The organism is Streptomyces toyocaensis (genome assembly GCF_000725125.1).
Taxonomy (GTDB): Bacteria; Actinomycetota; Actinomycetes; order Streptomycetales; family Streptomycetaceae; genus Streptomyces; species Streptomyces toyocaensis.
This window is the reverse complement of record NZ_JFCB01000022.1, coordinates 1-14,845: the sequence shown is the minus strand read 5'-3', so window position 1 is coordinate 14,845 and position 14,845 is coordinate 1. Positions and strand designations below refer to the sequence as shown.

Here is a 14,845-nt window from a genome sequence, read left to right as displayed (position 1 = left end):
CAGGAATCCGCACCGCCCCGGCCGCTACTGATAGGCGGCGACGCTGCGAATCTCGATCAGCCGCCCAGGCGTGGCGAGGCCACTTGCCCCGATCATGGACCAGGCTGGCCGAGAGTCCCTGAAGAAGCGGCTCTTGATGTTCAGGAAGCCAGCCAGGTGCTGATGGATGTCCACGTGGTAGCTGACGACTTCAACCACGTCCGTCAACTGCAGACCTTCCAGCCGCAGTACTTCCTCGGTGCGACGAAGAGCCCACTCGGTCTGCCCTTCGATGTCTTCAGGGCAGGTCCCGTCCGGCCGAAGCCCGATCAGACCGGCGATGAACAGCAACCCGTTGCTGCGCACGGCGGCTGAGTAACCGAAGCGCTCGAACGCGCCTGCAGTCACCCCGAAAACCTCGTTGTCCTCCGGTACCTCTACGGTGCTGAGGGGCATCACCATCATGTCCTTTCCTGGTTTCGCAGTGCAGGGGAGGAGCAGTCCACCTCTGTTCGCCGTACGCTCATTCGACGATGAGCGGGACTGCCTGTTTCAACAGACTTCCGCCACGACGTCCCCGATCGAGGGGCCTGCCAGCGCTGTCGTGCAACACCTGAGGAGGAGGCGATCGCGGGCACGCCGACACCCTCAGTTCGCGCGCCTTGCTTCGGCGGTCGGTGAACCAGCGGCCGCCGACGCAGGCGCCGGGTGCCCACACGTGGCGTGATCGGCCTTGGAGGATCCACCGGACCGTGCCGAACGGTTCGTCAGCAGCAGTCCGAGCATGGCCGCGACCACGAGGACGAGGACGAACACCGTGTACGCGCGGGCTGCGGTGAGGAGTCCCCCGCCGTGCACGACCAGCACCCCGGCGACGACCGAGGGCACTCCCATGCCGAGGTAGCAGACGACGAAGAGGACGGACATCACCCCCGCCCGCTCGGCCGGCGTCGCGCGCGTGACAACCGTCCGGATCGCGCCCTGGGTTCCGGCGCCGAAACCGACACCGGCGATGAATGTGCTGCCGAAGAATCCGAGTGTCGACTCCTCGTCGATGGCCGCCAGCGTGGCCAAGGACGCCACCGCGAGCAACAGGCCGCCCAGCAACATGCCCGCACGCGGTGAGATACGGCCGAACGCGACGGCGGACAGCGCCCCCGTGGCAGCTACCAGGAAGAGGCCCAGCCCGGCTGTTACCGTCGAGTCGGAGCCGGACAGTTGCCGGGCGAGTGCCGGACCGAGCGAACCGTGGAAACCGGCGAGCGCCCACGTGGCGAAGAGCATCGGCGCCGCCACGAGCACTGCCCCACGCACGCCGGGTGGGGCGGCCAGTTCCGGGACCAGGGCGGCGCGCGCGCCCGGCTTGCGGCTGACGGTCTCCGGCATGCGGATCACGGCGACGCCCTGGATGACGAACACCCCAATGAGCAGCACATACACCAGATGTGTGGGCGCCGGTGCGTACTGAACCAGCAGTCCGGACACCAGCGCGCCCGTGCCGGTACCCACGCCCGGAGCCGCGGAGTTGGCGAGGGCACCGCGGTGCCGGTCGATGTCCAGCATCGCGGCCCCCAGCGCACCGAGGGCGCCGCCGGTGGAAAGGCCCTGGAGTATCCGCCCAAGCAGCAGCGCTTCCACGCCTCCCGCGGTGACGAGGACCACGAGCGCGGCGGTCTGCAGGCCGAGCGCGGCCAGCAGCACCGGGCGACGTCCGATGTGGTCGGAGATCCGTCCGAACACGAGCAGTGACGCCAGCACGGCGATCGCGTAGACGCCGAAGACCACTGTGGTGGTGATCGACGAGAAGTGCCATTCGGTCGCGTATGTCGCGTACAGCGGCGTCGGCGCGCTGGAGGCAGCCAGGAAGGACATGACGATCGAGGCCAGCAGTACCAGGCCGCCGATGCCGGGACGCTGCGGGCATACCGCAGGTGCGCCGTGCCGTGAGGCGTTTTCGTTAGAGGAACGGGCGGGTTTCACCATCACCTCGGTGGAGCGGGGCAGAAACGCCGGCAGTGGCATCGGGGTGTCCTCGGTGGCCGCCGGCAGAGGCGCCGTTGGTCATTGTTCGGGTGAAGTGGCTACCGTGTGTGCCCGTCCGGGTAGGCGGCGACGGCCCGCACCTCGAGCAGGAACTCCGGCCGGGCCAGGCCGGACACCCCGATCATCGACCAGGCAGGGAACGGCTCCTTGACGAAGCGCTTCTTGACCTCGAGGAAGCCGGCCAGGTGCTTCTGCATGTCCGGGTGGTAGCTGACCACCTCGACGAGGTCGGACAAGGCCAGCCCTTCGAGACGCAGCACCTCCTCGGTGCGGCGCAGTACCCATTCGGTCTGCTCCTCGATGGTCTCGGGAAGGCTGCCGTCGGGCCGGTACCCCACCTGGCCGGCGATGAAGAGCAGTCCGTGGGCCCGGACCGCGGCTGAGTACTCGAAACGCGTGAACCCCCCGGTCGTCGTTCCGAATACTTCGGAGTCCTCAGGGATGCTGACGGCGTACGTGGTCACGGTGAGTAGTCCTTTCATGGTGGACAGCGCGTTGTTCTGCCCTCGTGGGTGTTTTCCGGTCGGATCCGGTTCCGGTCAGCTGCCCCATCGGGAGGTGCGCGCGGCTTCCTCCATGCGCGTTGTCCGCGGAGGACTGCCGCGCTCACGGAGCAGTTCTCCGCCGACGGAGTAGCGTGGTCCGTTCGCCGGGTGTCTGGCAGCCTGGGTGGCCATGGCCTCGACGATCGAGCTGATCATCGACAGACGGGGGTAGAGCTCATGGATTTCATGTGCCTGCTCGTCGCTCACGGCGTCCGGCGCGATCCCGGGGCCGATGACACCGCCGAAATCCACGCAGACGCCCTCCCGCACCAGCAGAGACAGCGCACCGCGGCGCTCCGCGATCTGTGACGTGGTGTGCAGGGCGATGGCCTCCCACACCGCGTCGATCTCGGAAGCGGGCAGCCCGTGTTCGGTGAGGAACTCGGCGGCGCGGTCGGCGCCGACCACTTCGAACCGCTGGGTGTGCTCGCCCTCGGGTGACAGCCCGAGGTCGTGCAGCACGCAGGCGAGGAAGAGCAGCCGTTCGTCGTGGTCACGCCCCGCGACCATCCCGAGGCGACGAGCCACCAGTCGCGCGAACAGGTAACTGCGGATGCTGTGGTTGGCGATGGAGGGCGATTCGGTACCGGTCACCAGGCTCAGCGCGGCGTGGGCCAGGGGAGTGTCGGGCAGGGATGTCACATCGCCCGTCGTGCCGCCCGTCGTGCCGCTCGTCTCGCCGGAAGCCGACTCGGGAGCCGGTTGGGAAACAGATCCGGTCATGGCATTAAGCCTCGTCGCGGAGCGGTGCCTCGACGAGTGGCAGAAATGCCTCTTTTCGTTAGGATGATGCCATGACCGTCCATCGAGTGGTCGTACTGGCCCTGGAGGGGATGGCGCCGCTCGACCTGGCCATCCCCTTGCAGATTTTCGCTCCCCGCGCGGAAACCCCGTACCAGCTCTCCGTATGCGGACCAGCAAGTCCTGTCCCCACCACCAGCGGTTTCGCGCTGGCCGTCACCGGCGGTCTGGACGGCCTCGACTCGGCCGACACACTGATCGTCCCGGGGTTCGGGCAAGGATTCCGGCCTCGGGAAGAGCCACTGCCGCAGGAGGTGCTCGACGCGCTGACCACGGCCCATGACCGGGGCCGCCGCGTGGTGTCGATCTGCACCGGCGCCTTCGTGCTGGCCGCAGCCGGCCTGCTCGACGGGCTCCATGCCACCACCCACTGGCAGTACACCGACGAACTCGAACGTACCTATCCCGCTGTGAATGTGGACCGCGACGTGCTCTACGTGGACCAGGGTGACATCCTCACGTCTGCCGGGGTGTGCTGCGGCATCGACCTGTGCCTGCACATCGTGCGCCGCGACCTGGGCGCGGTGACGGCCAACCAGATTGCCCGGGGCATCGTTGCCGCACCCCACCGCGAGGGCGGTCAGGCCCAGTACGTACCCGCACCCGTCGCCGACGCCGGAGACACGGCACTGGCGGACACACGGGCATGGGCCCTGGAACGCCTGGATGAGACGCTCACCGTCACCCAGCTCGCCCGCCACGCCGACATGTCGGAACGCTCCTTCATGCGCCGGTTCACCGAGGAGACAGGCACAACGCCACTGCAGTGGCTGGTGGGCGCCCGGCTCGGCCTGGCACGCGAGCTCCTGGAGACCACCGATCATTCCATCGACCGCGTGGCACGTGACTCCGGCCTGGGCTCGGCCGCCAATCTGCGCCTGCACTTCCGCCGCGCACTCGACACCACCCCGACCGCCTACCGCCACGCCTTCAACCGCCACGTGCCGAACCCGGGCACCTGAGGCCGGCTCCTGCGAACCGGCGTTCAGTCCGTGGAAACGCGCGCTTGGAGGTGAACCAGCCCGGCCACCCCGAACTGGAGCGTGACCGGCAGTGTGCGCCGAGCCTCCGTGCTCTGCGCCTGAGGGAGTTCCACGCTCGGACCGTTTCCGTCGGCGTCAAAGGTGACGATGGAGCCCGGCTGCAGCAGAATTCCCGCGCTGGACAGTGACCCGTTTCCCTCCGTGGAACTGCCGCCGACCAGCACGCCTCTGCCGTCGGTAGACGTTGCGACCATGCCGAGGTGTTCCGGCACACTGCTGTTGTTCCGCACGGACATGGCCAGAGTGCCGCCGCCGGAGCGGTCGAGGTGTGCGACGGCGTTGGTTATCGCCAGGTCGATACCGGCGATACGCACGCTGACCCCGCCGGGGGAGGAGGTGACGCCGCTGGCAGGAGTGTCGGCGGATGGGCCGTCACCGGTGTTCGCGCAGCCCACGGTCAGCACGGCGAGTGCCGCGGACAGGAAGACGGCCAGTGTTGCTCGTTCGCCAGTCGCGTTTCGCATGGCTGCATCATGCCGTGGCCGGTGGGACGTACGGCCATCACCCCTGTGCCAGAACTTCAGTTGATCATCCGTCAGGTTCGTCAGCTAGACTGAACCGCGGTGCGGCGCCGCCCCCCGTCGGCGCCGCACCGCATCGTCCGGTCATCCACGGGGAAGCCTTGACCAGGTGCACCGTCTCCGTTGCGCAACCCGGCCTGTGTGAGCAGATGCCTGCACCGCGGTCCTCGCTCGCCGTTCTGAGCCGCCCTCTCATGCGTCCGTGACGCGGAGCCCGGCGTGCGCCTTGTAGCGGCGGTTGACGGAGATCAGGTTGGCGACCAGCGACTCCACCTGGTGGGCGCCCCGCAGCCGCCCGGCGAAGACGCCCCCCGATGATCACCTTCTGGCCGGCCTTGGCGAGCCGGTGGGCCAGGCCCTTGCCCTGTGGCCCGGTGCCGCCGAGCACGCCGACGACGAGCCCGGACACGTCGGGCAGGTCCCACGGGTCCTTGGCGGGGGCCTTGGCGGGCGGCTGTGCGCCGTCGGTAGAGGTCATGCGCAGACCTTACGACCGCACCTTCGTTCGACCCGGGTGAGGTCCGTCACCAAGCTTGTGACGGTGCGTCCTGGTAGGGCCACAGCCGGTGCACGCACCCGGCCGGTATCTCGGCGCTCGCGTCGGTCAGCACGCGGTCACATGCCCTTTTTTGCCCGGTCCGGCGGAGGGCGCCCCTTCGTTGAAGGCAATAACAACGCTCCGCATGGACTGACGAATGAACGAGCACATCGAGAAGGCTGGGGTCTTCAATGCCGAAGACGACGCCGACCGTGGACGGACCGGGACGGCCGCTGTCGTCGCCGCGTGGTCGTCGTGGGGGCGTACGCTTCAGGAGGGCCGTTCCAGCAGGAACAGCTCAACATTCGCCAGTTCCGTGCTGCGCTGGATGCGGAACTTCTCCTTGAGCAGGTGTGCCTTCTGCGCCGCCATACCGGCGAACGGATCGCCGCCACGGCCGGCGGAGACGAGCCAGATGCGACGGTACGCGGTGGCGCAACTGACGGGGTCCGGGCACTCCCCGGCTTCGTAGCTTCCGCGTTGCTGGGGGGTCTCGTACAGGAAGACGTCCGTGGGTCTGGGGCCTTGGCGCAGCTCGTAGTCGAGGGCCGGCGGGCATTGCGGTGATGGGTGTAGGCGATGGCGTCCCCCGGGCGCTGACCGGCGAGGATCGTGGTGGCCACGGAGTGGTAGTCCGGCTCGCGGGGGGTGTTACGGGCGATGGCCTCGCGGCCGAAGGGCACGCAGGCACTCAGCACGGCAATCAGGACGAGGGTCACTCCTCGGCCCGGCCGGGCGGTGAGACGCTGGATGCCGATGGTCGCCAACAGGATCCATGCGGGGACGGTGAAGAGCAGATAGCGGTCCAGGAACAGATGCAGCCACCACGCCGTCACCACAGTGATCAGGAAAGGGGCCAGAGCCCACAGTGCGAGCGGGATGAGTGGGGTCACGGCGTCAGCGCCGGATCCCGGCTCCCGGGGCAGCCGCCATCGCCGCGCCCTGGTGAGCGCGATCACCGCGCCGCCGATCACGACGGCCGCCGCCGGAGACCGGAAGAGCATGTACGGCATGGAAACGATGTCGTTCCATGCGGGTGTGTTCCAGGCGATCTGCTGAGCCTGGCCACTGGCGAGGACGACCAGCGGAACGACGGGCGTCAGCCCGGCGGTCACCGCCGCCGACCACGCGGTCACACTGCCCCGGTCGCCCTCGCCCCGCACGCTCAGCACTGTCCCGAGGTGGGCGATCAGCGCGGTCAGGGCCACCATGTGGGACCAGCCCATGAGAGGGACGGTCACCGTGTAGAGCACCCATCGTCGCGGTGTCGGCCGTTCCAGCGCACGCAGCAGTGCGAGAAAGCTCAACAGGGCCGCCAGCATGGCCAAGGCGTACGGCCGTGCTTCCTGCCCGTAGCGCGCGACAGTCGGGACGATCGCGAAGAGCGTGCCGGCAACGAGTCCGCCCCGGAGGCTACGGGTCATCCTGCGGCCGAGAAGTCCGACCAGTCCGCCGGCCGTCGCCATGGCGAGTGCGGAGGGCAGCCGCAGGACGGTGAGGGAATCGCCCGACACCGACACCCAGAGGTGCATGAACACGTAGTACGGCACGAGGGCCAGGTCCACATGGCGCGTGAGCTCGTACAGGTCGCCGAGGGACAGCGATGCGGCCCACCAGGTGGCGTGTTCGTCCCGCCAGCTGCTCCGTTCGCCCAATCCCCGCAGGCAACCTGCCAGTGTCGTCAGCGCGGGGACGTGGAAGGCGGCACCGGAACGTAGCTTTCCACAGCGGGTACCGGCTGGAAGTGTGTCACGACTTCCTCGCATCGAGCCCGCCTCGACCTCAGCCGCCACGATGCCCATCATCTCCGGCGTACTGAATCAGCAGGTGAACGGTGCGCCCCCGCTCGGTGAACGCTTCGCATGCGACGGCGCGACGCGTGCTCGGTCGTTTGCCGGAACGAGCGCGTCCTGTCGACTGAGACTCTCTCACCACATACGACGCCCCGCCGTTCGAGTCGGGCAGGGGTTTCGGCGAGGATGGGAAGGCCGTCCGACACCTGGTGTGGTGCCGGCCACTTCCTGGCAGTGAGGACTCCTGTGCGACACCGGAGACGGCCACCGCACGTCCATTGGCGTAACTTCGGGGAACCGGCCGCCCCAGCAGCGCGCGGGGCGTCACAGGCGAGGAGTGCAACATGGAGGACGCACAGGACATGGCCCGCAGGCTGCGCGCCGTGTGCGATGAGCTGTCGGACCGCTTCTACGAGCGGGCGGACGTCGTACGGACGCTGGTGGTGACGCTGCTGGCCGGTCAGCACTCGCTCGTGCTCGGCCCGCCCGGTACGGCGAAGTCGGAGCTGGCGCGGGAGCTGACGGGCCGGATCGAGGGGGCGGCCTACTGGGAGATCCTGCTGTCGAAGTTCACCGCGCCGACGCGGATGTTCGGTCCCATCGACGTCGCCGCGCTGGCCCGGGGCGAGTACCGGCAGGTCTACGACGGTCGCGCCACGACCGCGCACGTCGCGTTCATCGACGAGATCTTCAAGTGCTCGACGGCCGCGCTCAACGAGACGCTGGGCTTCCTCAACGAGCGGATCTACCACCCGGAGAACGGGGGTGCCCCGGTTCGCTGTCCTCTGATCGGGGCCATCACGGCGAGCAACGAACTCCCCAGCGGGGAGGATTCCGCCGCCATCTACGACCGGCTCCTGGTGCGCATCGAGGTCGGCTACCTGGAGGATCCGTCGAACTTCGCCGCGCTGGTGCGGTCGGCCGTCGGCCGGCCGACGGCACCGACGCCCCCGACCACCGTGGAACTGGCCGCGTTGCGGCAGGCCGTGGCCGAGGCCGTCCCGGCCGTGGAGGTCCCCGACGTGATCGTGGACGCGGTGGTGACGCTGCGGGCCGCCCTGCGCCGCAAGGAACTCGTCGTCTCCGACCGGCGCTGGCGGCAGGCGGTGCGGCTGCTCCAGGCGTCCGCGTACCTCGACGGGCGCACCGCGGTGGCGGAGACCGATCTGTCGGTGCTGACGCATGTGCTGTGGGACTCCCCAACCCAACGCCCGGCCGTGGAGCGGGAGGTGCTGCATCTGGTCAACCCGGACGCCAAGGAGGCGCTGGACCTGGCCGACGTCATCGAGGAGCTGGAGACCCAACTCGACGCCATGGCCGGTCAGTCCCGTGAGGCACTGAGCGAGTGGGTCATCAAGAACGCTCACCACAAGCTCGCCATGGCAGGCAAGCGCCTGGAGCGACTGCGGGAGGAGGCGGCGAACGCCGGCCGTTCCACCACCGCCATCGACCGGGTCACCGGCCGTCAGCGCGCGGTCCGCGCCCGTGTCCTCACCGAGGCCCTCGGCATGGACGCGAGCATGCTGCAGGCACAGCCATGAGGCGGCACCATGAGTGACACGCACAGCAGATTCGACGAGCTGGCGGGCAGCTGCGGGAAGTGGCTGTCCCTGTCCGCCGCCACTGCCGGACGGCACAAGGCGGCCGTGGTCGCGGATCCGTTCGACCGGTTCGCGTGGCGGGACGTATACGAGCAGTCGGCGGGGTTGCGCGAGCTGGCGGCCGAGCTGCGCTCCCGCCACGTCCCCGCCCCCGACCTCCTCGCGGACGTGTTTCTGGCCGCCTACCAGGCCGCCCCGCGCCTGCGCGACCGCGCGGAGATGGCCCCGTCCCACATGGTCAACCACCGGGTCGTCGCCTCACTGCTGCACTCGCCGGAGTTCGCCGGGCTGCACCGGGAGACAGCCGGTGACTCATATGCCGCCGCCCTGGCCGTACTCGCCCAGGCCTCCGTACTGCGCGGTCTCCTCGAGCGCTCCCAGGAGGCCGGAGACCGGGCCGCGGGGGCGGACAGGGCCCACCAGGAGGCCGTGACCGCGGCGAGCGCCGTGTGCGAGGCGCTGCGGCAGGCCGCCGAGGAGGCCGACGAGAACGGCGCCGTTCCCGCTTCGGCTGCCGATGCCGTACGCCGATCGATCGAGGCGGCCGAAGCTGCCGAGGCCACCGTCCGGCAGGAAGCCCGTGCCGCCGCGCGGGCCCTCGCTGTGGCGCTTCCCGGCATCCGTGCCGCCGCACGGAACGCGACGGCGACAGCGGCCGAGGCGGTCCGGCAGGAGGCCGCGCTGATGCGCGCGTGGGGCGTCGGTTCCGGCGAGCCGGTGCGGATGCCGTTCGACGAGCGCGCGCGGCTCGCCGAGCGGCTGCGCGCCGGCAGGCTCGCGCAGTGGGCCGAACTCATCGGCCGTTTCCGGCGGATGGCCGGCGGCGAGCGCGCCCGCAAGGTGGAGAACGTCACGGGCGAACTGGTCGGTGTCACCCTCGGCGACGACCTCTCCCGGGTCATCCCCTCCGAGCTGGCGGTCCTCGGTGTGCCGGAGCTGCGCGCGGTGTTCGCCGCGCGCTACGCCGCCGGGGAGCTGATGCTGTACGACTCCCAGGGCGAGCAGACCACCGGACAGGGCGCCGTCATCGCGTGTGTGGACACCTCGCACTCCATGTACGCGGAGGGGCCCGGTGGGGTCACCCGCGAGGCCTGGTCCAAGGCATGCGCCCTGGCCCTGTTCGACCAGGCCCGCCACGCCGGACGTGACTTCGTCGGCATCCTCTTCTCCGCCGCCGACAAGATCCGGGTCTTCCGCTTCCCCGCCGGTCGGCCCGCCCCCGTCACCGATGTCCTCGGCTTCGCGGAGACCTTCCTCGGCGGCGGCACGGACTTCCAGCGTCCCCTGAGCACGGCCGTGGACCTGCTGGAGCGGGAGTTCAACGACACGGCCCGCAGACGCGGTGACATCGTGATGATCACCGACGACGCCTGCGAGGTGACGGAGACGTGGGTGCGCGGCTGGAACGACGCCAAGCGCCGCCTGGGCTTCCGTCTCTTCGGCGTGGCCGTCGCCACCCCGGACTCCGCCACCGCGTCCGGATCGGTCCTGGAGTCCCTGTGCGACAACCTCCGTACCATTGACGACCTTACGGACGTCCACACCGCCGCCGACCTGTTCCGCCTCATCTGACGGGGCGCCACCACTGGCGTGACGCCGGCCCATGACCCATGGGTGGAGAGCCGAGGCTTGCCCCGGGCTCGTCTGCCCTGGTCGGCTCTCTCCTGCTGTGACACGGTGACATCACTGGCCCGCGTACGTGGGTGCCAGGCATGCGCTGACCGTTGTGTTCTCCGCGCTGCGGCCGGAGTTGGCGCCGCAGACGATCTCGATCACGCTGGGGCGTCTGACCTTCGTGGCGGGCGGCATGGCCGAGGAGTCCCGTACGGAGGGTGTGCGGCGGGCCACCACTGGCCCCGAGATCACCGCGGACGACGTGGCACGCGAGGTGCTCAGGGCGGTGGGTGCCGACCACGACCGCGTACGGGTCGGCAGCACCGCGAAACCGGCCTGGCGGGTGAGCCGCCCGGCACCCCGTGTGTATGCGTGGCTGATGGCGCGGCGGCTGTGCGGGGCGGGTGACTGCGGATTCGTACCGGGATGCGTCTTGGCCATATGCGATACCGAACCGGCCAGCTGACTTGCTTTCAGGTGCGGCCGAGAGAGTAGGTATGTCGTCGTGATACATGACGACAAGCTCGATGCAGACCAGGCGGTCAGGGACACGCTCGCCCCCCTGAAGGCCGTGGACCGAGGAACCTACGACCGGGCGGTGGGCTATGTGCTCCAAGGCGCCGGGCCGTCCGGCGATGAGGCCGAGATGCTCTCGGCGCTGGAGGCGCTGCCTGCCGAGGAGGCGAGGCGGCTGATCGACTTCCTCGACGAGCCCGGGCCCGGGGGCCGCGAGGGCTTCGTCTCTGCGGACGTCGTCGCGCAGCTCGACGCGCTGCACCCCGGCTGGACCGCGTACGCCGCCGAGCGCACCCGCGGCGTCGTGTACGCGGCCGCGGACCCCGCGGCGATCGCGCGGCTCGGCAGGGTCCTGCTCGCCGTGACGCGCGAGGTGACGCTCGACCACTACGACGAAACTTCCTGGAAAAGGGTCAGGACAGACGTCGTCCCGCAGGGCGTGCCGGCCTGGCTCGCCCTGGTCGTCAACGACGCGGCGCACTTGGGCTATGAGCCGAGGAGGACACCCGCGCTGGAGTTCATCGCGACGCGATGGACCCCCGACTTCGTCCGGGACGTGGCGGTCGCCGGCGGCGTCCCCGAGGACGCCGCGACGAGCGTAACCCTCACCGTGCTGCTCGAACGGCACGCACCAATCCGCAACGACTTCGACAAGCTGGTCGAGACCCCTGCCGGACGGGCCTTCCTCAACCGCCACGCCGCCGTCGTCGCCGAGGTGGCACCCCTGCTCACCACCCTGGGAAAGATCAAGACCGTCGCGCTCGTGAGCCGGGACCCGTCCGTGCACGGCGGGCTCCTGGCGCAGCTCGCGGTCGACGACCAGCGGCGGGTCAGGGTCGCGGCGCTCGCCGAGCTCGCACGCCTCGACGCGCGCACGCAGACCGGGCTACTCGCGCCGCACCTCCTGACCGCGCCCGTTCAGGCACTGCGTGAGGTGCTGGCGCAGCTGACCGGGCTCGACGGCGGCCCTGCGGCGATCGACGCCGCGCTCTCCGCGATACCGGACGATGCCGACCGGGCGGCGGCCCTGCGCACCGTGGCCGAACGCGGGCGCGCGCAGCGCGAGCCGGTGGCGGGGCTGGAGGTTCCCGCTCGCCGGCCGGTGCCGCCGGACACGCTGCCCCCGGACCTTCACGAGGCGCTGACCGGGCTGGCGACCGGTGCCCGGTTCTTCACCGCTCACCTGACCGAGGGGCTGCAGGATCTCACCGACGTGCGGGACGTGTTCGGGGTGCTGGCCGACCAGGGTCTGCCCGATCCCGCGCGACGGCTCGCGTCGTTCCTCACGGTGCGCACCGACGGGACGTACGGCCCGACGATCGGTGACTGCATGTCCGAGGCCGACGCCGAGCGGTGGTGGCCCCTGTTCGCCGAGCGGCTGGACCTGGCGGACGAGTACCTGGAGCTTCTCCCCGGACCGGACCGGGCCGCCTGCCCTCCGACGACCGCCGCGATGCTGAAGATCCTCGCCCACTTCCCGGTGGTCCCCGACGTGCTGGTGCCCCGGCTGACCGGTCTCGCGCTGAGCGACACCCGCTACCGGCGCGGTGCACGGCGCGTGCTCGCCCGGCACCGGGTGGCCCGCTCGTCCGCGGAGCGAGGGCTGCGCGACGGCGCAACGAAGACCCGCGCGTCAGCGGCCGAGTGGCTCGCGGAACTGGGCGAGGCGGACGTGGTCGTGACGCTTCGGGCCGCGCTGGCCACGGAGACCAGTGACCTGGTGCGATCGGTCCTCGCCAGAGCCGTCGAGGCCGCCGGCGCAGGGACCGCCGTCGAGCCCGGGTGGTTCCCGCTGGAGCTCGTGCCCGCCGCCGCCTGGGAACCCGGGGCCCCCGTCCCGCCGCAGGTGCTGCGGAGGTGGTTCCCAAGGGCTCTCGACGAGCTGGGCCGGTTCCGGGAGAAAGCCGAGGAGCTGGGCGTTCCCCGCGAGGACATCGATGCGTGGCTGGGGATCGCGCGCCCGTCGGCCGTGCTGAACACCCGGGGGTCCGGACCGGTCGTCGGCCGGCTGGGCGGACCGGTGCTGCTGCCGCCCGACATGCGGCTGCCCGGCGAGGAACCGGACGACGAATGGGCGGACCCCCTCATCGCGACGATCGACCTGAGCGCGCTGCCCGACGGCGCCACGAACCTGCCGCTTCCGGGAACCGGCACGCTGATGCTGTTCGCGACTCCCGGGCTGGGAGAGACCTCGGGGTCGGCGGTGTACGTCCCGGCGGGCACGCCGGTCGAGGAGCGGCACCTCAAGTTCGACCCGGACGGTTACATCGACGCCGACGAGTTCACGTGCGAGGTGTCCGGCGACCTGCACGTGGAGTACGTGGCGTCCCTGCCGGACTACGGAGTCGACGAGGTCTGCGCCCCCCACCGGTTGGCCGACATCCCAGGGCACCCCAGCGTCCACCGCTTGTTGCGCACGGCGTGGGACAGCGTCCTGGAGGACCATCCCCACAGGTTCCGTCGGTTGCCCGATCTCGAGCTCGGCGGGTACCCGCCGAGAACGAGGGCGACGGCGACCCCGTCGCGTACGTCTCGCAACGGACCGGCATCGACGGGTGGGTGCTGCTGGCAACCTGGAAGCCGGGCGTGGACGGCTTCGAGTCGTCGACGATCTACTGGGCGGTCCCGCACGACGACCTCGCGGTGGGGAGGCTCGACCGCGTAAGGATCGACGATCACTCCAATCCCTGATCCCGTCCGGGACGCCTGCGGAGTCCGGACCGCTCGCAGCCGTTCGGACCCGCGATCCGGCCGTGCCCGTTGCCCCTGACGCTGACCACCTCGTGGTCGAGCGGGGTCCTGGCGACCAGCAGGTGCAGGGGGACGCCGAGCCGGGCGAGGGCGGCGACGACGACGTCCATGTCCTTGTGACAGCCGCCGACCAGGCACACGGCCGCCTCCGCAGCCGGGATACCGAAGGCGTCCCGGGCCCGGACGCGTTCGACGTCGGTGATCCGGTCGCCTTCATCGGCGACGGCGAACGGCCGCACCTGGAGCGGCAGACGGGGGGAAGCGGGCGGCCGGCTCGTCGCGATACGGCGTCGGCGGGCCCGAGTACCCGGGTACGCCGTTCGCCGTGGCGGGTCAAGCGGCCGATCAGCCGCAGCGCGGCGTTCTCGGTGGTCACGAGCTTGTGGACGAACCGGGTGTGCGGCCCGCCGAGCAGCCCGGCGGCGCCGTGCAGGGCATCGCTGGCGTTGAGCACCACCACCGTGGTCATGGGCCATGCAAGGCGGCGACCGGCGCGGATAGAGGCGGCCTCGGTCAGGCAGCGGGCCACCAGCGTGACCTGGTGCGGAAAGCGCCGTACAGCCGTGGGCCACCAGCCGGAGGCGAACGCCCGCCGCCCGGCAGCGGCCACCGCCGCGGCGGCGGTCCCGGTCGCCGCCAGCACGGCCGGCACCGCCCCGGCAGGTCCGGTGACACCCGGCGAGCACTACCTCGACTCCGGCTGCCCCTCCGCCATCTGATTCACTCCGCCGCCGCTCAAGGCATCACCATGGTCACCCCGGCCTGCTCGACCACTCGCCCCAGGCCAAGGCCCCCTCCGGCTACGACAAGAGCGCCTTCCGCATCGACTGGAAGACCCGCCAGGTCCGCTGCCCCGAAGGCCGCACCAGTGCCGGCTGGCACCCGGTCAAGCAGCACGGCCGCGACGCCATCGTGATCGTCTTCGCCCGCTCCGACTGCCGTGACTGCCCCGCCCTGAACCTGTGCATCGCATCCTGGCGCGGTCAGCATCGAGGGCACCATCAACCAGGCCCTGGATGTCACCGGCCTGTGCCGGGCCCGCTACCGGGGCCTGGCGAAAGTCTGCCTCCAGCGGCGCGAGCACCGCATCGCACCCGTGC

Annotated in this window: 13 protein-coding genes and 1 pseudogene; 6 read left to right on the top strand and 8 right to left on the bottom strand. The window is 70.5% G+C overall.

All coding sequences use genetic code 11. The features are described from left to right. Positions 1-24 precede the first annotated feature (24 nt). From BU52_RS22035 to BU52_RS22020, 4 genes are all read right to left on the bottom strand, one after another. Complete coding sequence (locus BU52_RS22035; protein WP_235216397.1) at positions 25-444, bottom strand: Rid family hydrolase; 420 nt, start codon at positions 442-444, stop codon at positions 25-27. Between the two features lie 183 nt (positions 445-627). Then, positions 628-2,001, bottom strand: a complete 1,374-nt coding sequence (locus BU52_RS22030) for an MFS transporter (RefSeq protein WP_235216396.1) — start codon at positions 1,999-2,001, stop codon at positions 628-630. 59 nt (positions 2,002-2,060) lie between these two features. Further along, the gene (locus BU52_RS22025; protein ID WP_037937109.1) at positions 2,061-2,486 is read right to left on the bottom strand and encodes a RidA family protein; all 426 of its coding nucleotides are present in this window, start codon (positions 2,484-2,486) and stop codon (positions 2,061-2,063) included. A gap of 75 nt (positions 2,487-2,561) precedes the next feature. After that, a complete protein-coding gene (locus BU52_RS22020; protein ID WP_078903381.1) occupies positions 2,562-3,290 on the bottom strand; it encodes an HD domain-containing protein in 729 nt (242 codons plus the stop codon). Positions 3,291-3,361: 71 nt separating this feature from the next. Here BU52_RS22020 and BU52_RS22015 point away from each other — a divergent pair, with 71 nt between their 5' ends. After that, the gene (locus BU52_RS22015; protein WP_037937105.1) at positions 3,362-4,330 is read left to right on the top strand and encodes a GlxA family transcriptional regulator; all 969 of its coding nucleotides are present in this window, start codon (positions 3,362-3,364) and stop codon (positions 4,328-4,330) included. Between the two features lie 23 nt (positions 4,331-4,353). Here the strand turns inward: BU52_RS22015 and BU52_RS22010 are convergent, their stop codons facing one another. The 3 genes and pseudogenes from BU52_RS22010 to BU52_RS22005 all read right to left on the bottom strand — a co-directional run bounded on the left by BU52_RS22010 (position 4,354) and on the right by BU52_RS22005 (position 7,272). Next, positions 4,354-4,875, bottom strand: a complete 522-nt coding sequence (locus tag BU52_RS22010) for a hypothetical protein (RefSeq protein ID WP_107061231.1) — start codon at positions 4,873-4,875, stop codon at positions 4,354-4,356. A 328-nt stretch (positions 4,876-5,203) separates the two neighbouring features. After that, a pseudogene (locus BU52_RS33905) lies at positions 5,204-5,410 on the bottom strand (NAD(P)-binding domain-containing protein); the annotation flags it as partial. 248 nt (positions 5,411-5,658) lie between these two features. Next, complete coding sequence (locus BU52_RS22005) at positions 5,659-7,272, bottom strand: glycosyltransferase family 39 protein (protein ID WP_157847901.1); 1,614 nt, start codon at positions 7,270-7,272, stop codon at positions 5,659-5,661. A gap of 335 nt (positions 7,273-7,607) precedes the next feature. On the opposite strand from BU52_RS22005, the gene BU52_RS22000 reads away from it, so the two are divergent. The 4 genes from BU52_RS22000 to BU52_RS32845 all read left to right on the top strand — a co-directional run bounded on the left by BU52_RS22000 (position 7,608) and on the right by BU52_RS32845 (position 13,659). Beyond that, the gene (locus tag BU52_RS22000; protein WP_037937096.1) at positions 7,608-8,804 is read left to right on the top strand and encodes an AAA family ATPase; all 1,197 of its coding nucleotides are present in this window, start codon (positions 7,608-7,610) and stop codon (positions 8,802-8,804) included. A 9-nt stretch (positions 8,805-8,813) separates the two neighbouring features. Further along, a complete protein-coding gene (locus BU52_RS21995) occupies positions 8,814-10,436 on the top strand; it encodes a VWA domain-containing protein (protein WP_037937094.1) in 1,623 nt (540 codons plus the stop codon). 127 nt (positions 10,437-10,563) lie between these two features. Continuing rightward, complete coding sequence (locus BU52_RS21990; protein WP_157847900.1) at positions 10,564-10,944, top strand: SDR family oxidoreductase; 381 nt, start codon at positions 10,564-10,566, stop codon at positions 10,942-10,944. Positions 10,945-10,983: 39 nt separating this feature from the next. Continuing rightward, positions 10,984-13,659 (top strand): hypothetical protein, encoded by a 2,676-nt coding sequence (locus BU52_RS32845; protein ID WP_051858471.1) that lies wholly within the window; start codon positions 10,984-10,986, stop codon positions 13,657-13,659. Between the two features lie 10 nt (positions 13,660-13,669). Here BU52_RS32845 and BU52_RS32840 read toward each other — a convergent pair whose 3' ends face one another. After that, positions 13,670-13,984 carry a hypothetical protein gene (locus tag BU52_RS32840; protein WP_051858464.1) on the bottom strand — a complete coding sequence of 105 codons (315 nt, stop codon included), beginning with the start codon at positions 13,982-13,984 and terminating at the stop codon, positions 13,670-13,672. A gap of 207 nt (positions 13,985-14,191) precedes the next feature. Between BU52_RS32840 and BU52_RS35335 the strand changes: the two genes are divergently transcribed. Beyond that, entirely contained in the window at positions 14,192-14,464 is a 273-nt protein-coding gene (locus BU52_RS35335) for a hypothetical protein (protein ID WP_157847899.1), read from the top strand. Positions 14,465-14,845: the final 381 nt, after the last annotated feature.